Source organism: Bacillus thuringiensis (genome assembly GCF_001595725.1).
Classification (GTDB): domain Bacteria; phylum Bacillota; class Bacilli; order Bacillales; family Bacillaceae_G; genus Bacillus_A; species Bacillus_A thuringiensis_K.
The window spans coordinates 124890-145151 of record NZ_CP014282.1 but is presented as its reverse complement, the minus strand read 5'-3'; the positions used below and the strand labels follow the sequence as shown (position 1 = coordinate 145151).

Below are 20262 nucleotides of genomic sequence, written 5' to 3'. Positions count from 1 at the left end.
TTTAATTAATTATCCGCGAAGTTCGTAAACTTCTGGTTTTTGTGCTTGGTGTGGATGCTCTGCTCCAGCATACACGTTAAGTTTCTTAGAAACTTGACGGCCTAAGCGTCCTTTTGGAAGCATGCCTTTAATTGCAAGCTCTAACATTTGTACAGGGTAGTTTGTACGCATTTCAAGAGCTGTTCTTTGCTTAAGTCCACCTGGGTGGTTAGTGTGACGGTAGTAAATTTTATCGTTTAATTTATTACCTGTTAAATGAATTTTCTCAGCGTTAATAATAATTACATGATCACCCGTGTCAACGTGTGGTGTAAATGTAGGTTTGTTTTTACCACGTAAAATGGATGCTACTTCACTAGCAAGGCGACCTAAAGTTTGACCTTCAGCATCAACCACATACCATTTACGCTCAACTTCGTTAGCTTTTGCCATAAAAGTCGTACGCATGTGTTTCCCTCCTCGTTATCTTTTCCATAGAAAAAATCTATTGTTTATCTTAAACACGATTTCCTTCCGGGGCTAATCGTGGTTTTAGAAACAATACCATATGTTATGATATACTTTTGAGTTTCTAATGTCAAGCAAATGTTACACCAGGATTAGTTGTTATAGTTTACCTCCCATAAGTAAAGCCCATGACCTGGAGCCATCTTTCCAGCAAACTGACGATTTTGTTTCGCTAAAATCTCTGGAATGCTATCAGGATCAAGCTTTCCTTGTCCTATGCTAAGTAACGTACCAACAATAATTCTGACCATATTATATAAAAATCCATTACCTACAAAACGAAAAATTATTTCATCATCTTGTTCAATTAACTCGATTTCATAAATTGTTCGCACTTTATCTTTTTTGTCAGTTTTTGCCGAACAAAAAGAAGTGAAATCATGCGTTCCAATAAAATAAGGAATTGCTTTTCTTATAGAGTTGATTTCGAGCGGGTATGGATATTGATATACGTAATTTCTACGGAATACATCCGCAGTCTTTGATAATAATACACGATAACGATATTCTTTTTTCTCAACACCGTAACGTGCATGAAATTCTTCTGTTTTTTTCTCTACTTGCCTTATAACAATATCATCTGGCAACATTGTGTTTAAAGCATTACTCCATTGCCACTCTTCAAGAGACAAAGGGGTATCAAAGTGTATTACTTGTCCTTTTGCATGAACTGTAGAATCTGTTCTACCAGATGCCTGAACACGAACAAGTTCTCCCTTATGCAATTTCTGCAATGCTTTTTCTATCTCCTGTTGAACAGTACGATGGTTCGGCTGAATTTGATAACCACAAAAATGCATGCCATCATATGCAACCGTACATTTTATTCTATCCATTTCTCTATTCTCCATTACGATCGCACCCATGCCAAAATACAAGCTAAACAAAATAAACTGACAATCGTTACTGTATCGCTTGTTTTCCAGCGTAGTTGCCTAAATTTAGTACGTCCTTCACCACTTTGATATCCACGAGCTTCCATCGCAATGGCTAAGTCCTCTGCACGCTTAAAAGCACTGATAAACAGAGGAACGAGCAGTGAAATAATAGCTTTCATTCTATCTTTTATCGGTCCCCCGGCAAAATCAATACCACGTGACGCTTGTGCTTTCATTATTTTACTCGTTTCATCCATTAATGTCGGGATAAAACGAAGAGAAATTGACATCATTAATGCGATTTCATGAACAGGAACCTTTATACGCTTCAACGGCTTTAATAACGTCTCCAAACCATCTGTAATTTCAATAGGTGTCGTCGTTAACGTTAATAATGTCGTCATTAAAATAATAACGAAGAATCGTACAGAAATGTATATCCCTTGCTCTAATCCTTTTTCATATATCGAAAACCAACCAAGCTGGAATAGTACATCCCCCTCTTTATTTGTAAAAATATGCAGGAAAAATGTAAAAAGAAAAATCCATAAAATTGGTTTTAAGCCCGAAAGTACATAACGAATCGGCACTTTTGCAAAAAATAAAGCAATGAGTGCATATAAAAATAAAAATCCATATGAAATCGCATTATTTGCTAAGAAAACAACAAATACATATAAAAAGACAATCAGCAGCTTCGTACGTGGATCAAGTTGATGAATAAGTGAATTCCCCGGGATATATCTCCCAATAATCAACTGCTGCATGATTCATGACCACCTTTTCGTAACACCTGCACAACTTCATGAGTAAGATCCTCTAAAGATAAGGTAGCCTTTGGAATTGAAATACCAAACTTCTCTTCAATTGCACGTTTATACTTTAATGACATAGGAAGATCCACACCAATTTTCTCTAGTTCATCAGCATGTGAAAATACTTCCTCTGCACTTCCTTGCAAAAAGACCGTTCCTTTATGCATAACTACAATCTGCTCCGCATACTGAGCAGCATCCTCCATATTATGCGTTACAAGGATAACTGTAAGACCCTTCTCCTTGTGCAGCTTATAAAACATCTCCATAAGTTCGTTCTGCCCTTTTGGATCTAGTCCTGCTGTAGGTTCATCTAATACAAGCACTTCAGGTTCCATCGCCAGTACACCCGCTATAGCAACACGTCTCATTTGTCCACCACTTAATTCGAACGGAGAACGTGTTAACAGTTCCGGTTCTAGCCCTACAAGTTCAATTGCCTTTCTAGCCTTTTGCCTTGCTTCGTCTACAGATACTCCAAAATTAGTAGGGCCGAAACAAATATCTTTCTCCACAGTCTCTTCAAACAACTGATGTTCTGGGAATTGAAAGACAACCCCTACTTTTTTACGTAGTGGCTTTAGCTTTTTTTCTTTCTTTCCTGCCGAAATCAAATGTTCACCAATTTGAACTGTACCATTTGTCGGCTGCAATAAACCATTTAAATGTTGAATCATCGTCGACTTACCTGAACCAGTATGACCGATAATGGCATAATAACCCCCACTTGGAAACGACACGTCTACATCATAAAGTGCGCGTCTTTCAAATGGAGTTTTATATTGATAACGATGTTCTACTTTTTGGAATGTAATCTCCAAAGTTCGTTCACCAAGCTTTCCATTGTAAGATGCGTATTTTGCAAGAGAATTTCATTTCTTTTTAATAATTCTGCTATTTTCACTGAAAATGGTACATCTAATCCAATTTCTTGGAGCATATGAGAGGATTTGAAAATTTGTTCTGGAGTCCCTTCCTCTAATATCTCTCCCTTATTTAAAATAATGACACGGTCTGATTGTGCCGCTTCTTCTAAATCGTGCGTAATTGATAACACGGTAATACCTTTTTGATTAACAAGTTGTCTAACCGTTTCTACTACTTCACGTCTCCCTTGGGGGTCTAGCATTGACGTTGCTTCATCTAATATTAAAATAGATGGCTGAAGTGCTAAAACGCCTGCTATTGCCACTCGCTGTTTTTGCCCACCAGATAACGAATGAGGCTCATCATTAAGAAAATCTTCCATACGGACAAGTTTGAGAGCCTGATCTAATCTTTCTACCATCTGTTCTCTTGGCATTCCGATATTCTCTAAGCCAAAAACAACGTCGTCTTGCACTGTCGTTCCAACAAATTGATTATCTGGGTTTTGAAATACCATCCCAATTTGTTTTCGAACATCCCATACCGTTTCCTCTGATAAAACCATTGTATCATTTACTGTAATAGTTCCTGCTTCTGGCAAAAACAAACCATTCAATAATTTTGCAAGTGTAGACTTCCCTGAACCGTTTTGTCCAATAACAGATACCCATTCTCCCTCATATAAGGAAAATGAAACATCTTTTAATGCATAAGTGGCTGCCCCAGGATATTGAAAGGATATATTTTCTGTCCGAAGTTTCTCTTTTTTCAATACAAGGCACCCTTTCCTTCGCCAAGTTAGCCTATTTTTATATTTAAAAAAAAGGGCCATGACCAGTTTCTTGAAAAGAACTGTCCTGCCCTTTTAATTATCATTATACTAACTCGATAATTACCATTGGTGCTGCGTCTCCGCGACGTGGACCAATTTTTGCAATACGAGTGTATCCGCCTTGGCGCTCAGCATAGCGTGGAGCTACATCAGCGAATAATTTTTGAAGTGCATCTTGACCAGTCTCAGCGTTAGCTACTTCATTGCGAATGAAAGCTGCTGCTTGACGACGAGCATGAAGATCTCCGCGTTTACCTAAAGTGATCATTTTTTCCACTACAGAACGAAGTTCTTTTGCACGAGTTTCTGTCGTTTGGATGCGCTCGTTGATAATTAAATCAGTAGCTAAGTCACGTAACATAGCTTTACGTTGCGCACTTGTACGGCCTAATTTTCTGTATGCCATTCGTAGTTCCCTCCTTTGTTGATGGGTTTAAATCCTCAGTCGTCTTTACGTAAACCTAAACCTAATTCTTCAAGTTTATGTTTAACTTCTTCTAAGGATTTACGTCCTAAGTTACGAACTTTCATCATATCTTCTTCTGTTTTGTTCGCAAGCTCTTGTACAGTATTAATTCCTGCACGTTTAAGGCAATTATAAGAACGAACAGAAAGATCTAGTTCCTCGATAGTCATCTCAAGAACTTTCTCTTTTTGATCTTCTTCCTTCTCAACCATAATCTCAGCATTTTGTGCTTCATCAGTTAAACCAACAAAGATATTTAAATGCTCAGTTAAGATTTTGGCACCTAAAGAGATAGCTTCTTTTGGCCCGATGCTTCCATCCGTCCATACATCAAGCGTAAGCTTATCATAATTAGCCACTTGTCCGACACGTGTCTTTTCCACTTGGTAAGTCACACGTGATACTGGAGTATAAATAGAATCAATAGGAATTACTCCTATTGGTTGATCTTCGCTTTTATTTGCATCAGCTGGCGTATACCCACGGCCACGCTTTGCAGTTAAACGCACGCGGAAATGCGCATCTTTTGCTAACGTTGCAATGTGTAAATCTGGATTTAAGATTTCTACATCACTATCGTGAGTAATATCAGCAGCTGTGACAATACCTTCGCCCTGCACATCAATTTCCAACGTCTTCTCTTCTTCAGAGTAGATTTTAAGAGCTAACTTTTTCAAGTTTAAGATGATCGTTGTAACGTCTTCTACTACGCCCTCAACTGTTGAAAATTCATGTAATACGCCATCGATTTGGATAGCAGTAACAGCGGCACCAGGGAGTGAAGATAAAAGAATACGACGTAAGGAGTTACCCAACGTAGTACCATATCCACGCTCAAGCGGTTCAATTACGAATTTACCATATTTAGCATCTTCGTTAAGTTCAACCGTTTCGATTTTCGGCTTTTCGATTTCAATCATTAACTAAACCCTCCTTCAAAACGTCGAAACCCCGGTTAAACAAAGGTACAACCCCTGTCTAACCGAAAGTCCCCCTTAGGCAGTTCCCGATTGTGCACAACAAGCGATGTTTCTGTACGAAATTTCTCGATAATGCATCATATCCATTATAGACAAAAGGGAAAATTCTATACAGAAAAATTACACACGACGACGTTTTGGTGGACGACATCCATTATGAGGAACTGGAGTAACATCTCTAATTGCTGTTACTTCTAGACCTGCAGCTTGAAGAGCACGAATTGCAGCTTCACGACCAGCACCAGGACCTTTAACAGTAACCTCTAAAGTTTTTAAACCGTGTTCCATTGCAGCTTTAGCAGCAGTTTCAGCAGCCATTTGCGCAGCGAATGGAGTAGATTTACGAGATCCACGGAAACCAAGTGCACCAGCACTAGACCAAGAAAGTGCGTTACCGTGAGTATCTGTAAGAGTTACGATTGTGTTGTTGAAAGTAGAACGAATATGAGCTATACCAGCTTCAATATTCTTTTTCACACGTTTTTTACGAGTGTTTGTTTTACGTGCCATTGTTAGTTCAACCTCCTTTACTTATTATTTCTTTTTATTTGCTACTGTACGACGTGGACCTTTACGTGTACGAGCATTGTTTTTAGAATTTTGACCACGAACTGGTAAGCCACGACGGTGACGAAGACCACGGTAAGAACCGATCTCCATTAGACGTTTAATGTTAAGAGATACTTCACGACGAAGGTCTCCCTCAACTTTAATACGATCGATGATATCACGGATACGTCCTAATTCGTCTTCCGTTAAATCACGAACTCGTGTTTCTTCAGAAATACCTGCTTCAGCAAGAATTTTTTCAGCAGTTGTGCGACCAATGCCGAATACGTAAGTTAAAGAAATAACAACGCGTTTGTCTCGAGGAATATCTACACCTGCGATACGTGCCATTACGAATGCACCTCCTTCTGATTAACCTTGTTTTTGTTTATGTTTAGGGTTTTCACAAATAACCATTACTTTTCCACGTCTACGAATAACTTTACATTTTTCGCAGATTGGTTTAACTGACGGTCTTACTTTCATGTCTCGAACCTCCTTAAAGATTACGGAGTGCTATATTATTTAAAACGGTACGTAATACGACCACGATTTAAATCGTACGGAGATAATTCTACCGTAACTTTGTCTCCTGGTAAAATACGAATGAAGTTCATACGGATTTTACCAGAAACGTGAGCCAATACGACATGCCCATTCTCTAATTCTACTTTGAACATAGCATTTGGCAACGTTTCAAGAACGGTACCTTCGACTTCAATTACATCATCTTTAGCCATTCAATAGTTCTCCCTTCTTCAAATCAGTAACATTTTACACTGCTCTGAAATCCCGGAGAGCCAGCTACTTATAAAGTGGTAAGGATTTCGTATCCTGCTTCTGTAAGAGCAATCGTGTGCTCAAAATGGGCACACCATTTACCATCTACCGTTACCACTGTCCAGTCATCAGATAGTGTTTTTACATATCGTCTTCCTTGATTCACCATCGGCTCAACACAGATGACCATTCCCGGCTTTAATCTAGGGCCTCTATTTGGTGGACCATAGTGCGGGATTTGAGGGTCCTCATGTAAGTCTTGCCCGATTCCGTGACCAACATACTCCCTAACGATCGAGAATCCATTCTCTTCAGCATGGGTTTGAACCGCATGTGAGATATTTGATAATCTCTCGCCTGGTTTTACTTGTTCTAGACCAAGATACAACGATTTTTCTGTGACATCAAGTAGCTTTTGAACAGATTCAGAAATGTTTCCAACTGGATACGTCCATGCAGAATCTCCATGGTACCCATTGTATTTCGCACCAATATCGATACTGATGATATCGCCCTCTTTGAGCTTGCGCTTCCCTGGAATTCCGTGTACAAGCTCTTCATTTACAGAAGCACATATGCTCCCCGGAAATCCGTTGTATCCTTTAAAAGATGGCGTAGCACCATATTTTTGAATCGTCTTTTCCGCTATTTGATCGAGCTCTTTCGTTGTAATTCCTGGAGTAATGTGTTGTTTCAACTCTTGATGAGTCAAAGCAACGATCCTGCCAGCTTCTCGCATGATTTCTATCTCGCGAGGAGTTTTGCAGATTATCATTACGCTAAGCCTCCGATGAGAACATCGATATCAGCAAATACTTTATTGATATCTTGCTCACCATTAATGCTTTGTAAGTAACCAAGCTCTTCGTAGAAATCAAGCAAAGGTTTTGTTTGCTTAATATTTACATCTAAACGATTTGCTACAGTTTCTTCATTGTCATCAGAGCGTTGATATAATTCGCCACCACATTTATCGCACACATCAGCTTTTGCTGGTGGATTGAATTCTAAGTGGTAAGTCGCACCGCACTCTTTACAAATGCGACGGCCTGTAAGGCGTTTTAATAACAACCCTGAATCCACATTAATGTTTAAAACATAGTCGATTTTTTTGCCAAGATCTTTCATAATTTCTTCAAGAGCTGATGCTTGTGCAACAGTTCGTGGGAAACCGTCTAGTAAGAAACCTCTTACGCAGTCGTCTTGACTTAAACGTTCACGAACGATTCCGATTGTAACTTCATCTGGAACAAGTGCACCTTTATCAATAAAAGATTTTGCTTGTAGACCCATTTCAGTTTCAGCCTTCATAGCTGCACGGAACATGTCTCCTGTTGAAATGTGAGGGATGTTATACTTGGCAACAATCTGTTCGGCTTGTGTACCTTTACCAGCACCAGGAAGCCCCATTAAAATTAAGTTCATCCTTGTTCCCCCTCAGAGTACATGAGCATGTAGGGAAGACAATTCTTCCCACTTACTCACTGCTTGATAAACCCTTTGTAATGGCGTTTTACCAGTTGGCTTTCTAGCTGCTTCATTGTTTCTAAAGCAACGCCGACAACGATTAACATACTCGTTCCACCGATCTGTGCAGATGGAGGAAGATTTCCCAATTTCGTAAAGATAACTGGTAAGATTGCAATCGCTGCTAGGAAAATTGATCCTACAAAGGTCAAACGATACAAGATTTTTGTTAGATATTGTTCCGTATTCTTACCCGGACGAATACCTGGAACATATCCACCTTGCTTGTTTAGATTCTCTGACATTTGCTCTGGATTAACCTGAACAAATGCATAGAAATATGTGAAGGCTACAATGAGCGCAACATATATGATCATTCCCACTGGGTGAGAATAGTTAAAGTTTGCAATAATCCACTGCGATACATCATGTTTCGGGAAGAACTGTGCAATAGTCGGAGGCGTAATTAAGAATGAAACAGCAAAAATTACTGGAATAACACCAGCACTATTTACCTTAAGCGGTAAATGTGTGTTTTGTGCTCCAGCATAACCACCATTTCCTCCTGTTACACGCTTCGCATATTGAATTGGGATCTTTCTAACAGCCTGTTGAATGAAAATAACACCCACAATAACTGCTAGCACAGCTAGTAAAATCAATGCAACTTTAACGATACTCATGAACAATTGATCTCCGATATTTTGAAACTGTTGCTGATACACTTGAGATATAACACTTGGGATCGCCGCGGCAATACCGCCAAAGATAAGGATGGAAATACCATTACCTACACCTTTAGCTGTAATCTGTTCACCTAACCACATTAAAAATGCAGTACCAGCAGTCAGTACCGTAGCAATGTATAAATAAGTGCTCCAACCTGGATTCAAAATTAATTGTCCACCTACCATACCGTTAAAACCGATTGACATACCAAACCCCTGAATAAACGCAAGAACAATTGTAAAGTAACGCGTGAATTGCGTTAATTTACGACGGCCCATTTCACCTTGCTTCGACCATTCCGAAAATTTAGGAACAACATCCATCTGCAATAATTGCACGATGATGGATGCTGTAATATACGGCATGATTCCCATCGCAAAGATGGAGAAGTTTTTCAAGGCTCCACCGCCAAATGTATTTAGAATACCTAAAGCATTTAATTGATCTTGTGCCTTCAGTACGTCTCCATTTGTAAATGGCACGGGGATAAACGTGCCAATCCTGAATACGATTAACATCGCTAAAGTGAATAATATTTTACGTCTTATCTCAGCAACGCGCATAAAGTTGGAGATTGTACGAAACATTAGATCACCTCAACTGATCCGCCAGCTGCTTCAATTGCTTCTTTAGCACTTGAAGAGAACTTGTGCGCTTTAACAGTTAGTTTTTTCTCTACTGCTCCGCTTGCAAGAACTTTAACACCGTCGTTTAACTTGCTGATAACGCCAGTTTCCAGCAATAATTCAGGTGTTACTTCTGTACCATCTTCAAAACGATTTAACGTTGATAAGTTTACAATAGCAAACTCTTTACGGTTAATGTTTGTGAAGCCGCGTTTTGGTAAACGACGGAATAATGGAGTTTGACCACCTTCGAAGCCAAGACGAACACCGCCGCCAGAACGTGCGTTTTGTCCTTTATGACCTTTACCAGCAGTTTTACCGTTACCAGAACCGATACCACGACCGACACGGTTACGTACTTTACGAGAACCTTCTGCAGGTTTTAATTCATGAAGTTTCATTCCCAGGCACCTCCTTATATTAATGAGTTATCCTTAAGCTTCTTTTACAGTTACAAGGTGAGAAACTTTGTTGATCATACCAAGAATAGCAGGAGTTTCTTCCTTAACTACAGTTGAATTCAACTTTTTAAGACCTAAAGCTTCTACCGTCGCACGTTGATCTTGTGGACGACCAATTACACTACGAGTGAGGGTAATTTCTAACTTTTTCGCCATTTGTTTTCCCTCCTTAACCTAGTAGCTCTTCTACAGATTTACCGCGTAATTTTGCAACATCTTCAGCGCGCTTAAGTTCGCTTAATCCGTTCACAGTAGCGCGAATCATGTTGATTGGTGTGTTAGAACCAAGAGATTTCGAAAGAATATCTTGTACACCAGCTAATTCAAGGACCGCACGAACAGGTCCACCAGCAATAACACCAGTACCCTCAGCAGCAGGTTTTAAGAATACTTCACCAGCGCCAAAATGACCGTTGATTGTGTGTGGAATTGTTGTACCAACTAATGGTACAGCGATTAAGTTTTTCTTAGCGTCTTCGATAGCTTTACGGATTGCGTCTGGTACCTCTTGTGCTTTACCAGTACCGAATCCAACATGACCGTTTTTATCGCCAACTACAACTAGTGCAGCAAAGCGGAAACGACGACCACCCTTAACAACTTTCGCGACACGATTTATCGTAACTACACGTTCTTCAAGTTCTAATTTACTTGGGTCAATGCGATGCATCAATTTTCCCTCCTTTGACCATTAAAATTGTAATCCAGCCTCACGAGCAGCTTCAGCTAGAGCTTTAACACGGCCATGGTATAAGTAACCACCGCGATCAAATACTACTTCTTTAACGCCTTTCTCTACAGCACGCTTAGCAACTGATTCTCCAACTTTCGTAGCAGCTTCAATATTGCTAGTACCGTTAAGAGCAAGGTCTTTATCAAGAGTAGATGCACTTACTAACGTTACACCATTCACATCATCAATAACTTGAGCGTAAATATGTTGGTTAGAACGGAACACGTTTAAACGTGGACGCTCTGCAGTACCAGTAAGTTTAGCACGTACACGTGCATGTCTTTTCTTACGAGTCGCATTTTTATCAGCTTTAGTGATCATTCTTGTCACTCCTTTCTCTCACCTAACGGGTTTACTTAGCAGTTTTACCTTCTTTACGACGAACAACTTCGCCTTCGTAACGAATACCTTTACCTTTGTAAGGCTCAGGAGCACGTACAGCACGGATGTTAGCAGCGAATTCGCCAACACGTTGCTTGTCGATACCTTTAATTACGATCTTAGTTGGTGCAGGTACTTCAACTTCAAGACCTGCTTCCGGAGTCATTTCTACTGGATGAGAATAACCTACGCTTAATACAAGTTTATCACCTTGTTTTTGAGCACGGTAACCAACACCGACTAATTCAAGTCCGCGTGCGAAACCTTCAGTTACACCTTCAACCATGTTTCCGATTAAAGCACGAGTTGTACCGTGTAATGCACGGTGTTCCTTCTGTTCAGATGGACGCTCAACTGTTAATGTATTCTCTTCAATTTTGATAAGCATATCAGCATTGAAAGTACGAGTTAATTCACCTTTAGGGCCTTTTACTGTTACAGTATTGTCTTCTGCAACTGTAATAGTAACACCTGCAGGGATTTCAAGAATCTTTTTACCAATACGAGACATGTGGTCACACCTCCGTTCGTTTTAAATATATATTACCAAACGTATGCTACTACTTCTCCACCAGTTTGTAATTGACGAGCGTCTTTGTCTGTCATTACTCCCTTAGATGTAGAAACAAGAGCGATACCTAATCCGTTAAGTACACGTGGTACTTCGTCAGCTTTAGCGTAAACGCGTAAGCCAGGTTTACTGATACGTTTTAATCCAGTGATTACACGTTCATTGTTTGCACCATATTTCAGGAAAATACGAAGGATACCTTGTTTGTTATCCTCGATGTATTCTACATCACGAATGAAACCTTCACGTTTTAAAAGTTCAGCGATCTCTTTTTTGATTTTAGAAGCAGGAACCTCTAATTTCTCATGACGTACCATGTTCGCATTACGGATGCGAGTAAGCATGTCTGCAATTGGATCTGTCATCACCATGTGTTTTACCTCCTTCCCATTTGTGGGTTTTACCAACTAGCTTTTTTAACACCAGGAATTTGACCTTTATATGCAAGTTCACGGAAACAAATACGGCAAAGTTTAAATTTGCGGTATACAGAATGCGGACGACCGCAGCGTTCGCAACGTGTATACTCTTGTACTTTAAACTTAGGAGTACGCTTTTGTTTCGCTATCATAGATTTTTTAGCCACGTTTTCGCCTCCTCTACTTAGCGTTGGCTTCCATTATTTTTGGAATGGCATACCGAATTGTGTTAAAAGTTCACGAGCTTCTTCATCAGTTTTCGCTGTAGTAACGATTACGATGTCCATACCGCGGACTTTGCTTACTTTATCATAATCAATCTCAGGGAAAATAAGTTGCTCTTTAACACCTAATGTATAGTTTCCACGACCATCGAATGATTTCTTAGAAACACCACGGAAATCACGTACACGTGGTAAAGAAACTGATACTAATTTATCGAAGAACTCATACATTTGCTCGCCGCGTAAAGTTACTTTCGCACCGATTGGCATACCTTCACGAAGACGGAAACCAGCGATTGATTTTTTAGCACGAGTTACAACAGGTTTTTGACCTGTGATTTGTGTTAATTCTTCTACTGCGTTGTCTAACGCTTTTGAGTTAGATACCGCGTCACCAACACCAGTGTTGATTACGATCTTTTCGATTTTTGGTACCTGCATTACAGATTTATAGTTAAACTTGCTCACTAGAGCAGGAGTAATTTCCTTTTGGAACTTCTCTTTAAGGCGATTCAATGAAGTGACCTCCTTTCTTAAGAAAATTATTTATCTAATAATTCACCAGATTTTTTTGCAATACGAACTTTTTTACCATCTTCTACTTTGAAGCCTACACGAGTAGGTTCACCTGTTTTCGGATCTAAAATCATAACGTTAGAAACGTGAATAGGTGCTTCTTTAGTAATAATTCCACCTTGTGGATTTAATTGAGATGGCTTAGAGTGCTTCTTAACGATATTGACACCCTCAACGATAACACGGTTTTGCTTTGGGAAAGCCACAAGGATAACGCCTTGTTTTCCTTTGTCTTTACCAGTGATTACCTGTACTTTATCACCTTTTTTTACATGCATCTTAATTCTGCACCTCCTTAGCAAGGCAATACCTTAAATTATAGAACTTCTGGAGCTAAAGAAACGATCTTCATGAAGTTGCTATCACGTAATTCACGAGCTACTGGTCCGAAGATACGAGTACCACGTGGGCTCTTATCGTCTTTAATGATAACCGCTGCGTTTTCATCAAATTTGATGTAAGAACCGTCCGGACGACGAGCTCCGCTCTTCGTACGTACCACTACTGCTTTAACAACGTCACCTTTTTTAACAACGCCACCTGGTGTTGCTTGTTTTACCGTAGCAACGATAATGTCACCAATGTTAGCATATTTACGACCAGAGCCGCCTAATACTTTAATTGTTAAAAGTTCACGTGCACCAGAGTTGTCAGCAACTTTCAAACGAGATTCTTGTTGGATCATGTTATGAAACCTCCCTTCGGACTAAAAATTCCGATTCGTCTATTTAGATAATAACCGCTTCTTCAACGATTTCAACTAAACGGAAACGCTTAGTAGCAGAAAGCGGGCGAGTTTCCATGATTTTAACGATATCGCCAAGTTTCGCTTGGTTTTGCTCATCATGGGCTTTGTACTTCTTAGAATACTTAACACGTTTTCCGTACAAGGAATGAGTTTTGTAAGTTTCAACTAAAACTGTAATCGTTTTGTCCATTTTGTCAGACACTACACGACCAGTATAAACTTTGCGTTGGTTACGTTCGCTCACTATGCAAACCTCCCCTCAATTTATCGATTAATTCCGATCTCTCTTTCACGAACTACAGTTTTCATACGAGCAATTGCTTTACGCACTTCACGAATGCGAGTTGGATTCTCTAATTGTCCTGTAGCAAGTTGGAAGCGAAGATTAAACAACTCTTCCTTTAAAGCTTTAACTTTTGTTTCGATTTCGGCAGTGGTTAATTCACGAATATCATTAGTTTTCATTAGATTCACCACCATTTTCTTCACGTTTTACGAATTTACATTTCACAGGTAACTTGTGAGCTGCAAGACGTAATGCTTCGCGTGCTACCTCTTCAGATACACCCGCGATTTCGAACATAATTTTCCCAGGTTTTACTACTGCTACCCAGCCTTCTGGTGCCCCTTTACCGGAACCCATACGTACTTCTAGAGGTTTTGCAGTGTAAGGTTTAGAAGGGAAAATTTTAATCCATACTTTACCGCCACGTTTCATGTAACGAGTCATTGCACGACGAGCAGCTTCGATTTGACGGTTTGTAATCCATGAAGCAGCTTGTGCTTGTAAACCGAATTCACCGAAAGCAATTTCAGTTCCACCTTTAGCACGACCACGCATTTTACCACGATGCTCTCTACGATATTTTACGCGTTTTGGCATTAACATATTATTTTCCTCCTTCCTCAGAAGCTTTCTTTTTTGTAGGAAGGACTTCTCCACGGTAGATCCATACTTTTACGCCTAATTTACCGTATGTTGTATCAGCTTCAACTGCTGCATAGTCAATATCAGCGCGAAGTGTATGAAGTGGAACAGTTCCTTCACTGTAAGATTCTGCACGAGCGATATCAGCTCCGCCAAGACGACCAGAAACCTGTGTTTTAATACCTTTAGCACCTGCACGCATAGCACGTTGAATAACTTGCTTTTGTGCACGACGGAATGATACACGGTTTTCTAATTGACGAGCGATGTTTTCGCCTACTAATTTAGCGTTAAGATCAGCTCTCTTAACTTCTAAAATGTTGATGTGTACACGCTTGCCTGTTAATTGGTTAAGAGCTTTACGAAGTGCTTCAACTTCAGTACCACCTTTACCAATTACCATACCAGGTTTTGCAGTGTGAATTGTAACATTTACACGATTTGCTGCACGTTCGATTTCTACTTTAGCAACAGCAGAATCTTTTAAGCGTACATTAATGTACTCACGGATTTTGATGTCTTCATGTAATAATGTAGCGTAATCTTTCTCAGCGAACCAACGAGATTCCCAGTCACGGATAACGCCGACACGAAGACCAATTGGATTAACCTTTTGACCCATCGATTATCCCTCCTTCTTTTCTGATACCACAACTGTGATGTGGCTTGTGCGTTTGTTAATTTGGCTTGCACGACCCATTGCACGTGGACGGAAACGTTTTAACGTTGGACCTTCGTCAACGAAAACTTTTTCAACAACTAGGTTGTTAATGTCCATCTCATAATTGTGCTCTGCATTTGCGATTGCAGATTTTAAAACTTTTTCTACAACTGGAGAAGCAGTTTTTGGTGTGTGGTTAAGGATAGCAATCGCTTCACCCACTTGCTTACCTCGGATTAAGTCTACTACTAAACGAACTTTACGAGGAGCAATACGAACTGTTCTCGCTACTGCTTTAGCTTGCATTGAAGTGCCTCCTCTCATTATCTTCTAGTTTTCTTATCGTCAGCAAGGTGACCTTTGTACGTACGAGTTGGTGCGAATTCACCTAACTTATGGCCAACCATATCCTCAGTGATGTACACAGGTACGTGTTTACGACCATCATATACAGCGATTGTGTGTCCGATGAACTGAGGGAAGATTGTTGAACGGCGAGACCAAGTTTTAACAACTTGTTTTTGCTCAGATGCAACTAATTTTTCCATTTTGCTCATTAAGTGATCATCGACAAATGGTCCTTTTTTTAAGCTACGAGCCATTTTGGTGCCTCCCTTCGTGATTGGCGTACGGTTCTAGAAATGAACCGTACTACAATCCCATTATTTTTTACGACGACGAACGATGAATTTGTCAGACGCTTTGTTTTTCTTACGAGTCTTGAATCCAAGAGTTGGTTTACCCCATGGAGACATTGGAGACTTACGTCCGATTGGAGAACGTCCTTCACCACCACCGTGTGGGTGATCAACCGGGTTCATTACAGAACCACGAACTGTTGGGCGTTTACCTAACCAGCGAGAGCGACCTGCTTTACCGATTTTGATAAGTTCGTGTTGTTCGTTACCTACTTGACCGATTGAAGCGCGACAAGCAGATAATACAAGACGTACTTCACCAGAAGTTAAACGTACAAGTACGTATTTACCTTCTTTACCAAGTACTTGAGCAGATGTACCAGCAGAACGAACTAATTGTCCGCCACGACCAGGCTTAAGCTCGATGTTATGAACAACAGTACCTACTGGAATGTTGATTAATGGTAATGCGTTACCGATTTTAATGTCAGCTTCTGGGCCAGACATAACTTCCATACCTACTTCTAAAGATTTAGGAGCAAGAATGTAACGTTTTTCACCGTCAACGTAGTTAATTAATGCGATATTCGCAGAGCGGTTTGGATCGTATTCGATCGTAGCAACGCGTCCTGGAATTCCATCTTTGTTACGCTTAAAGTCGATGATACGGTATTGACGCTTATGTCCGCCACCTTGATGACGTACAGTGATTTTACCTTGGTTATTACGACCAGCCTTCTTGCTTAAAGGAGCAAGTAATGACTTTTCGGGTCTATCAGTCGTGATTTCAGCGAAATCATTCGTAGTCATATTACGACGACCGTTAGTAGTTGGATTATACTTTTTGATTCCCATCTCAATTTCCCTCCTTCTTTAGTAAGAATTAAACGCCTTGGAAGATTTCGATTTCTTTGCTGTCAGCAGTTAGCTTAACGATTGCTTTACGACGACGGCTAGTAAAACCAGCGTGACGACCAACGCGTTTTGCTTTCGGCTTGTAGTTCATGATGTTCACTTTTTCTACTTTAACACCAAAGATCGCTTCAAGAGCATCTTTAACTTCTGTTTTATTAGATTTAACGTCCACATCGAACGTGTATTTTTTTTCAGCCATCATTTCCATAGAACGTTCAGTGATAACTGGGCGCTTAATGATATCACGAGGATCTCTCATTATGCAAGCACCTCCTCTACTTTTTCCACTGCCGCTTTTGTCATGATTAGCTTATCATGATGAAGCACGTCTAAAACGTTTACGCCATCAGCAGTGATTACTGTTACTCCAGGGATATTGCGAGCAGATAACTCTACAGATTCGTTTGCATCAGCAGTTACGATAAGAGCTTTCTTCTCAACAGTTAATCCTTTAAGTACTGCTAGCATATCTTTTGTTTTTGGTGCATTTAACACTAGGTCTTCAAGAACTACAATGTTGTTCTCAACTACTTTAGTAGCTAATGCAGATTTGATTGCTAAACGACGAACTTTCTTAGGAAGTTTGTACGCATAGCTTCTTGGTGTAGGTCCGAATACCGTACCACCACCACGCCATTGAGGAGAGCGGATAGACCCTTGACGAGCACGTCCAGTTCCTTTTTGACGCCATGGTTTACGACCACCACCGCGAACTTCAGAGCGAGTTTTTACTTTGTGTGTACCTTGACGTAAAGATGCACGTTGCATCATTACAGCTTCGAAAAGTACAGCTTCATTTGGTTCGATACCGAAAATAGCTTCAGCTAATTCGATTTCACCAACCTGTGAACCAGTTTGGTTATATACAGTAACTTTTGGCATTGGAATTCCTCCTTCCTATTGTGAATTATTTGCTAACCTTCACAGCGCCTTGAACAACTACAAGAGATTTCTTAGCACCTGGAACGTTACCTTTTACTAGTAATAAGTTGCGCTCAGTGTCAACTTGAACGATTTCTAAGTTTTGGATAGTAACTTGGTCTCCACCCATACGTCCAGCAAGTTTTTTGCCTTTGAATACACGGTTCGGAGCAACTGGGCCCATTGAACCTGGACGACGGTGATAGCGAGAACCATGAGACATAGGTCCGCGAGATTGTCCGTGGCGTTTGATAACACCTTGGAAACCTTTACCTTTAGAAATTCCTGTTACATCAACGATTTCACCTGTAGCGAATACGTCAACTTTTACCTCTTGACCAACCTCTAATCCGTCCACGTCTGCATCGCGGATTTCGCGAATGAAGCGCTTAGGAGTTGTAGATGCTTTAGCAGTGTGGCCTTGTTCAGGTTTGTTAGTTAACTTTTCACGTTTATCTTCAAATCCTAACTGGATTGCATTGTAGCCATCAGTTTCAGTTGTTTTCTTTTGAAGAACAACGTTTGGATTAGCAGCGATAACTGTTACTGGGATTAACTCACCGTTCTCAGCAAATACTTGAGTCATACCGATCTTTCTTCCTAAGATTCCTTTGGTCATGAGTTACACCTCCTACATTTTTAAGTTATATAAATTATAGTTTGATTTCGATATCTACACCAGATGGTAAGTCTAAACGCATTAATGAATCTACTGTTTGTGGAGTAGGACTCACGATGTCGATTAGACGTTTGTGCGTGCGCATTTCGAATTGCTCACGAGAATCTTTGTACTTATGAACAGCACGAAGAATTGTGTAAACAGTTTTTTCAGTTGGTAATGGGATCGGACCAGAAACTGTTGCCCCAGAACGCTTAGCTGTTTCTACAATTTTCTCAGCTGACTGATCAAGAATACGGTGATCGTAAGCTTTTAAACGGATACGAATTTTTTCTTTTGCCATTATTTTCCCTCCTTCGTTCGCCTATTTCTAAAATAGACCTTCTCCATGGAAATTTCCCCACACCATGCCATGGCAAAGCGGCCGGGTGTGTCAGCAACCTTCCACTTCATCGCAGTCAAAGACCAACATTGTCTATTATACAATGTTATTCGTCTAGATGCAAGCATCTTTTTGTTTGCATCCGCTTTTCTCTACTTTTGCTATTATACATGGCACTTTAAAGAATTTCAAGTTTTCATCTAACAGAATTCATTTTACAGTTTCTGGATTATCTTTTGTTGTTTTTATATACTATAGAAGAAACTCGTCAAAACAAAAAAAACACTCTCTTCTCCCTTATATAAACGCAAACAAAAAACCTAAGGGAAAATCCCTTAGGTTTTTTTATATCAGTTAAGATTACTCAACGATAGTAGCAACTACACCGTAACCTACTGTACGTCCACCTTCACGAATAGAGAATTTAGTTCCCTCTTCGATAGCGATTGGAGCGATAAGTTCGATAGTCATTTCGATGTTGTCACCAGGCATTACCATTTCAGTACCTTCTGGTAATTGGATGATACCAGTTACGTCAGTTGTACGGAAGTAGAACTGAGGACGGTAGTTAGCGAAGAATGGAGTGTGACGTCCACCTTCTTCTTTAGATAATACGAAAACTTCAGCTTTGAATTTAGCGTGAGCTTTTACAGAACCGCTTTTTGCAAGTACTTGTCCACGTTGGATGTCTTCACGAGCAACCCCACGAAGTAAAGCACCGATGTTGTCTCCAGCTTGAGCTTGGTCAAGAAGTTTACGGAACATCTCTACACCAGTTACAGTTGTAGAAGCATTTTCTTCAGCAAGACCGATGATTTCTACTACGTCACCAACTTTAACGATACCGCGCTCAACACGACCAGTAGCAACTGTACCACGACCTGTGATAGAGAATACGTCCTCTACAGGCATTAAGAATGGTTTGTCAGTTTCACGTTCTGGAGTTGGGATGTAAGCATCAACTTCAGCCATTAATTCAATGATTTTTGCTTCCCAATCAGCTTCTCCTTGAAGAGCTTTAAGAGCAGAACCTTTGATTACAGGAATGTCGTCGCCTGGGAATCCGTATTCAGATAATAGGTCGCGAACTTCCATTTCTACTAATTCTAATAATTCTTCGTCATCTACCATGTCGCATTTGTTTAAGAATACAACGATGTAAGGAACACCTACTTGACGAGAAAGAAGGATGTGCTCACGTGTTTGAGGCATTGGGCCATCAGCAGCAGATACTACTAAGATACCGCCGTCCATTTGAGCAGCACCAGTGATCATGTTTTTAACATAGTCAGCGTGACCTGGGCAGTCAACGTGTGCATAGTGACGAGTTTCAGTTTCGTACTCAACGTGTGCAGTTGAGATTGTGATACCGCGCTCTCTTTCTTCTGGAGCAGCATCGATTTGATCGTATCCGCGTGCTTCAGCACCACCAGCTTTTGCAAGAACTGTAGTGATCGCAGCAGTTAATGTAGTTTTACCATGGTCAACGTGGCCGATTGTACCGATGTTAACATGGGGTTTAGAACGTTCGAATTTAGCTTTAGCCATTCTAAATTCCTCCTTAGTTTATATAGGTTATTTTATATTTA

At 40.2% G+C, this 20262-nt stretch carries 36 protein-coding genes; all 36 read right to left on the bottom strand.

Going from position 1 to position 20262, the window contains the following annotated elements:
* Window positions 1-9 precede the first annotated feature (9 nt).
* The gene (gene rplM, locus AXW78_RS00830) at window positions 10-447 is read right to left on the bottom strand and encodes a 50S ribosomal protein L13 (RefSeq protein WP_001260793.1); all 438 of its coding nucleotides are present in this window, start codon (window positions 445-447) and stop codon (window positions 10-12) included.
* Between the two features lie 152 nt (window positions 448-599).
* Window positions 600-1343, bottom strand: coding sequence for a tRNA pseudouridine(38-40) synthase TruA (truA, locus tag AXW78_RS00825; protein WP_002163816.1), 744 nt, complete (start codon window positions 1341-1343; stop codon window positions 600-602).
* 14 nt (window positions 1344-1357) lie between these two features.
* Window positions 1358-2152: an energy-coupling factor transporter transmembrane component T family protein gene (locus AXW78_RS00820; protein ID WP_001186526.1), complete on the bottom strand. Its 795-nt coding sequence runs from the start codon at window positions 2150-2152 to the stop codon at window positions 1358-1360.
* Window positions 2140-3021, bottom strand: a complete 882-nt coding sequence (locus tag AXW78_RS00815) for an energy-coupling factor ABC transporter ATP-binding protein (protein ID WP_000406535.1) — start codon at window positions 3019-3021, stop codon at window positions 2140-2142. Before AXW78_RS00815 ends, AXW78_RS00820 begins: the two co-directional genes overlap by 13 nt.
* A complete protein-coding gene (locus tag AXW78_RS00810) occupies window positions 2997-3839 on the bottom strand; it encodes an energy-coupling factor ABC transporter ATP-binding protein (protein ID WP_000711782.1) in 843 nt (280 codons plus the stop codon). Before AXW78_RS00810 ends, AXW78_RS00815 begins: the two co-directional genes overlap by 25 nt.
* Window positions 3840-3942: 103 nt before the next feature.
* On the bottom strand, window positions 3943-4305 hold the full coding sequence (gene rplQ / locus AXW78_RS00805) for a 50S ribosomal protein L17 (protein WP_000331490.1): 363 nt from the start codon (window positions 4303-4305) through the stop codon (window positions 3943-3945).
* A 35-nt stretch (window positions 4306-4340) separates the two neighbouring features.
* Window positions 4341-5285 (bottom strand): DNA-directed RNA polymerase subunit alpha, encoded by a 945-nt coding sequence (locus AXW78_RS00800; RefSeq protein WP_000569643.1) that lies wholly within the window; start codon window positions 5283-5285, stop codon window positions 4341-4343.
* A 180-nt stretch (window positions 5286-5465) separates the two neighbouring features.
* Window positions 5466-5855 (bottom strand): 30S ribosomal protein S11, encoded by a 390-nt coding sequence (gene rpsK / locus AXW78_RS00795; RefSeq protein WP_000101798.1) that lies wholly within the window; start codon window positions 5853-5855, stop codon window positions 5466-5468.
* Window positions 5856-5879: 24 nt separating this feature from the next.
* Window positions 5880-6245 carry a 30S ribosomal protein S13 gene (gene rpsM / locus AXW78_RS00790; protein ID WP_000090788.1) on the bottom strand — a complete coding sequence of 122 codons (366 nt, stop codon included), beginning with the start codon at window positions 6243-6245 and terminating at the stop codon, window positions 5880-5882.
* Between the two features lie 21 nt (window positions 6246-6266).
* The gene (gene rpmJ / locus AXW78_RS00785) at window positions 6267-6380 is read right to left on the bottom strand and encodes a 50S ribosomal protein L36 (RefSeq protein ID WP_000868344.1); all 114 of its coding nucleotides are present in this window, start codon (window positions 6378-6380) and stop codon (window positions 6267-6269) included.
* Between the two features lie 35 nt (window positions 6381-6415).
* The gene (gene infA, locus AXW78_RS00780; protein ID WP_001029884.1) at window positions 6416-6634 is read right to left on the bottom strand and encodes a translation initiation factor IF-1; all 219 of its coding nucleotides are present in this window, start codon (window positions 6632-6634) and stop codon (window positions 6416-6418) included.
* A 68-nt stretch (window positions 6635-6702) separates the two neighbouring features.
* Window positions 6703-7449, bottom strand: a complete 747-nt coding sequence (gene map / locus AXW78_RS00775) for a type I methionyl aminopeptidase (RefSeq protein ID WP_000582539.1) — start codon at window positions 7447-7449, stop codon at window positions 6703-6705.
* Window positions 7449-8099, bottom strand: coding sequence for an adenylate kinase (locus tag AXW78_RS00770; RefSeq protein WP_001048989.1), 651 nt, complete (start codon window positions 8097-8099; stop codon window positions 7449-7451). Before AXW78_RS00770 ends, map begins: the two co-directional genes overlap by 1 nt.
* A 56-nt stretch (window positions 8100-8155) precedes the next feature.
* Complete coding sequence (secY, locus tag AXW78_RS00765; protein ID WP_000490117.1) at window positions 8156-9457, bottom strand: preprotein translocase subunit SecY; 1302 nt, start codon at window positions 9455-9457, stop codon at window positions 8156-8158.
* Complete coding sequence (gene rplO, locus AXW78_RS00760) at window positions 9457-9897, bottom strand: 50S ribosomal protein L15 (RefSeq protein ID WP_000766081.1); 441 nt, start codon at window positions 9895-9897, stop codon at window positions 9457-9459. Before rplO ends, secY begins: the two co-directional genes overlap by 1 nt.
* Before the next feature lie 33 nt (window positions 9898-9930).
* On the bottom strand, window positions 9931-10113 hold the full coding sequence (gene rpmD, locus AXW78_RS00755) for a 50S ribosomal protein L30 (RefSeq protein WP_001085234.1): 183 nt from the start codon (window positions 10111-10113) through the stop codon (window positions 9931-9933).
* A 13-nt stretch (window positions 10114-10126) separates the two neighbouring features.
* A complete protein-coding gene (rpsE, locus tag AXW78_RS00750; protein WP_000554646.1) occupies window positions 10127-10627 on the bottom strand; it encodes a 30S ribosomal protein S5 in 501 nt (166 codons plus the stop codon).
* A 21-nt stretch (window positions 10628-10648) separates the two neighbouring features.
* Entirely contained in the window at window positions 10649-11011 is a 363-nt protein-coding gene (gene rplR / locus AXW78_RS00745; protein ID WP_000628816.1) for a 50S ribosomal protein L18, read from the bottom strand.
* A 31-nt stretch (window positions 11012-11042) separates the two neighbouring features.
* Window positions 11043-11582: a 50S ribosomal protein L6 gene (rplF, locus tag AXW78_RS00740; RefSeq protein WP_000086558.1), complete on the bottom strand. Its 540-nt coding sequence runs from the start codon at window positions 11580-11582 to the stop codon at window positions 11043-11045.
* A gap of 32 nt (window positions 11583-11614) precedes the next feature.
* Window positions 11615-12013, bottom strand: coding sequence for a 30S ribosomal protein S8 (gene rpsH / locus AXW78_RS00735; RefSeq protein ID WP_000245511.1), 399 nt, complete (start codon window positions 12011-12013; stop codon window positions 11615-11617).
* Between the two features lie 29 nt (window positions 12014-12042).
* Entirely contained in the window at window positions 12043-12228 is a 186-nt protein-coding gene (rpsN, locus tag AXW78_RS00730) for a 30S ribosomal protein S14 (protein WP_001085700.1), read from the bottom strand.
* A gap of 33 nt (window positions 12229-12261) precedes the next feature.
* The gene (gene rplE / locus AXW78_RS00725) at window positions 12262-12801 is read right to left on the bottom strand and encodes a 50S ribosomal protein L5 (RefSeq protein WP_001080831.1); all 540 of its coding nucleotides are present in this window, start codon (window positions 12799-12801) and stop codon (window positions 12262-12264) included.
* Between the two features lie 26 nt (window positions 12802-12827).
* On the bottom strand, window positions 12828-13139 hold the full coding sequence (gene rplX, locus AXW78_RS00720) for a 50S ribosomal protein L24 (protein ID WP_000558200.1): 312 nt from the start codon (window positions 13137-13139) through the stop codon (window positions 12828-12830).
* 38 nt (window positions 13140-13177) lie between these two features.
* A complete protein-coding gene (gene rplN, locus AXW78_RS00715) occupies window positions 13178-13546 on the bottom strand; it encodes a 50S ribosomal protein L14 (protein WP_000615912.1) in 369 nt (122 codons plus the stop codon).
* A 43-nt stretch (window positions 13547-13589) separates the two neighbouring features.
* A complete protein-coding gene (gene rpsQ, locus AXW78_RS00710; protein ID WP_000004106.1) occupies window positions 13590-13853 on the bottom strand; it encodes a 30S ribosomal protein S17 in 264 nt (87 codons plus the stop codon).
* A 20-nt stretch (window positions 13854-13873) separates the two neighbouring features.
* Entirely contained in the window at window positions 13874-14074 is a 201-nt protein-coding gene (gene rpmC / locus AXW78_RS00705) for a 50S ribosomal protein L29 (protein WP_000855718.1), read from the bottom strand.
* A complete protein-coding gene (gene rplP / locus AXW78_RS00700; protein WP_000928969.1) occupies window positions 14064-14498 on the bottom strand; it encodes a 50S ribosomal protein L16 in 435 nt (144 codons plus the stop codon). Before rplP ends, rpmC begins: the two co-directional genes overlap by 11 nt.
* A gap of 1 nt (window position 14499) precedes the next feature.
* Window positions 14500-15159, bottom strand: coding sequence for a 30S ribosomal protein S3 (rpsC, locus tag AXW78_RS00695; RefSeq protein WP_000529956.1), 660 nt, complete (start codon window positions 15157-15159; stop codon window positions 14500-14502).
* A 3-nt stretch (window positions 15160-15162) separates the two neighbouring features.
* Window positions 15163-15504 carry a 50S ribosomal protein L22 gene (rplV, locus tag AXW78_RS00690; RefSeq protein ID WP_001148024.1) on the bottom strand — a complete coding sequence of 114 codons (342 nt, stop codon included), beginning with the start codon at window positions 15502-15504 and terminating at the stop codon, window positions 15163-15165.
* Window positions 15505-15521: 17 nt separating this feature from the next.
* A complete protein-coding gene (gene rpsS, locus AXW78_RS00685) occupies window positions 15522-15800 on the bottom strand; it encodes a 30S ribosomal protein S19 (protein ID WP_000124454.1) in 279 nt (92 codons plus the stop codon).
* A 60-nt stretch (window positions 15801-15860) separates the two neighbouring features.
* Window positions 15861-16691, bottom strand: coding sequence for a 50S ribosomal protein L2 (gene rplB, locus AXW78_RS00680; protein ID WP_000511583.1), 831 nt, complete (start codon window positions 16689-16691; stop codon window positions 15861-15863).
* A 28-nt stretch (window positions 16692-16719) separates the two neighbouring features.
* Window positions 16720-17010: a 50S ribosomal protein L23 gene (gene rplW / locus AXW78_RS00675; protein WP_001205558.1), complete on the bottom strand. Its 291-nt coding sequence runs from the start codon at window positions 17008-17010 to the stop codon at window positions 16720-16722.
* Window positions 17010-17633, bottom strand: a complete 624-nt coding sequence (rplD, locus tag AXW78_RS00670) for a 50S ribosomal protein L4 (protein WP_001127258.1) — start codon at window positions 17631-17633, stop codon at window positions 17010-17012. The genes rplW and rplD overlap by 1 nt, the downstream gene beginning before the upstream one ends.
* A gap of 25 nt (window positions 17634-17658) precedes the next feature.
* Window positions 17659-18291, bottom strand: a complete 633-nt coding sequence (gene rplC / locus AXW78_RS00665) for a 50S ribosomal protein L3 (protein WP_000160207.1) — start codon at window positions 18289-18291, stop codon at window positions 17659-17661.
* Between the two features lie 34 nt (window positions 18292-18325).
* Window positions 18326-18634, bottom strand: a complete 309-nt coding sequence (gene rpsJ, locus AXW78_RS00660) for a 30S ribosomal protein S10 (RefSeq protein ID WP_001040596.1) — start codon at window positions 18632-18634, stop codon at window positions 18326-18328.
* Window positions 18635-19033: 399 nt separating this feature from the next.
* Window positions 19034-20221 (bottom strand): elongation factor Tu, encoded by a 1188-nt coding sequence (gene tuf, locus AXW78_RS00655; protein WP_001029614.1) that lies wholly within the window; start codon window positions 20219-20221, stop codon window positions 19034-19036.
* Window positions 20222-20262: the final 41 nt, after the last annotated feature.

Coding starts and splice junctions, on each gene's coding strand:
- map (WP_000582539.1), bottom strand. CDS start 7,449: ATGATAATCTGCAAAACTCCTCGCGAGATAGAAATCATGCGAGAAGCT.
- rplX (WP_000558200.1), bottom strand. CDS start 13,139: ATGCATGTAAAAAAAGGTGATAAAGTACAGGTAATCACTGGTAAAGAC.
- tuf (WP_001029614.1), bottom strand. CDS start 20,221: ATGGCTAAAGCTAAATTCGAACGTTCTAAACCCCATGTTAACATCGGT.
- rplP (WP_000928969.1), bottom strand. CDS start 14,498: ATGTTAATGCCAAAACGCGTAAAATATCGTAGAGAGCATCGTGGTAAA.
- rpmJ (WP_000868344.1), bottom strand. CDS start 6,380: ATGAAAGTAAGACCGTCAGTTAAACCAATCTGCGAAAAATGTAAAGTT.
- rpmD (WP_001085234.1), bottom strand. CDS start 10,113: ATGGCGAAAAAGTTAGAAATTACCCTCACTCGTAGTGTAATTGGTCGT.
- rplO (WP_000766081.1), bottom strand. CDS start 9,897: ATGAAACTTCATGAATTAAAACCTGCAGAAGGTTCTCGTAAAGTACGT.
- rpsK (WP_000101798.1), bottom strand. CDS start 5,855: ATGGCACGTAAAACAAACACTCGTAAAAAACGTGTGAAAAAGAATATT.
- secY (WP_000490117.1), bottom strand. CDS start 9,457: ATGTTTCGTACAATCTCCAACTTTATGCGCGTTGCTGAGATAAGACGT.
- rplR (WP_000628816.1), bottom strand. CDS start 11,011: ATGATCACTAAAGCTGATAAAAATGCGACTCGTAAGAAAAGACATGCA.
- rplD (WP_001127258.1), bottom strand. CDS start 17,633: ATGCCAAAAGTTACTGTATATAACCAAACTGGTTCACAGGTTGGTGAA.
- rpsH (WP_000245511.1), bottom strand. CDS start 12,013: ATGGTGATGACAGATCCAATTGCAGACATGCTTACTCGCATCCGTAAT.
- rplN (WP_000615912.1), bottom strand. CDS start 13,546: ATGATCCAACAAGAATCTCGTTTGAAAGTTGCTGACAACTCTGGTGCA.
- rpsJ (WP_001040596.1), bottom strand. CDS start 18,634: ATGGCAAAAGAAAAAATTCGTATCCGTTTAAAAGCTTACGATCACCGT.
- rplF (WP_000086558.1), bottom strand. CDS start 11,582: ATGTCTCGTATTGGTAAAAAGATTCTTGAAATCCCTGCAGGTGTTACT.
- AXW78_RS00800 (WP_000569643.1), bottom strand. CDS start 5,285: ATGATTGAAATCGAAAAGCCGAAAATCGAAACGGTTGAACTTAACGAA.
- rpsM (WP_000090788.1), bottom strand. CDS start 6,245: ATGGCACGTATCGCAGGTGTAGATATTCCTCGAGACAAACGCGTTGTT.
- rplB (WP_000511583.1), bottom strand. CDS start 16,691: ATGGGAATCAAAAAGTATAATCCAACTACTAACGGTCGTCGTAATATG.
- rplV (WP_001148024.1), bottom strand. CDS start 15,504: ATGCAAGCTAAAGCAGTAGCGAGAACAGTTCGTATTGCTCCTCGTAAA.
- rpsE (WP_000554646.1), bottom strand. CDS start 10,627: ATGCATCGCATTGACCCAAGTAAATTAGAACTTGAAGAACGTGTAGTT.
- truA (WP_002163816.1), bottom strand. CDS start 1,343: ATGGATAGAATAAAATGTACGGTTGCATATGATGGCATGCATTTTTGT.
- infA (WP_001029884.1), bottom strand. CDS start 6,634: ATGGCTAAAGATGATGTAATTGAAGTCGAAGGTACCGTTCTTGAAACG.
- rplQ (WP_000331490.1), bottom strand. CDS start 4,305: ATGGCATACAGAAAATTAGGCCGTACAAGTGCGCAACGTAAAGCTATG.
- rpmC (WP_000855718.1), bottom strand. CDS start 14,074: ATGAAAACTAATGATATTCGTGAATTAACCACTGCCGAAATCGAAACA.
- rplC (WP_000160207.1), bottom strand. CDS start 18,291: ATGACCAAAGGAATCTTAGGAAGAAAGATCGGTATGACTCAAGTATTT.
- rplM (WP_001260793.1), bottom strand. CDS start 447: ATGCGTACGACTTTTATGGCAAAAGCTAACGAAGTTGAGCGTAAATGG.
- rpsC (WP_000529956.1), bottom strand. CDS start 15,159: ATGGGTCAAAAGGTTAATCCAATTGGTCTTCGTGTCGGCGTTATCCGT.
- rpsS (WP_000124454.1), bottom strand. CDS start 15,800: ATGGCTCGTAGCTTAAAAAAAGGACCATTTGTCGATGATCACTTAATG.
- AXW78_RS00820 (WP_001186526.1), bottom strand. CDS start 2,152: ATGCAGCAGTTGATTATTGGGAGATATATCCCGGGGAATTCACTTATT.
- rplW (WP_001205558.1), bottom strand. CDS start 17,010: ATGAGAGATCCTCGTGATATCATTAAGCGCCCAGTTATCACTGAACGT.
- AXW78_RS00770 (WP_001048989.1), bottom strand. CDS start 8,099: ATGAACTTAATTTTAATGGGGCTTCCTGGTGCTGGTAAAGGTACACAA.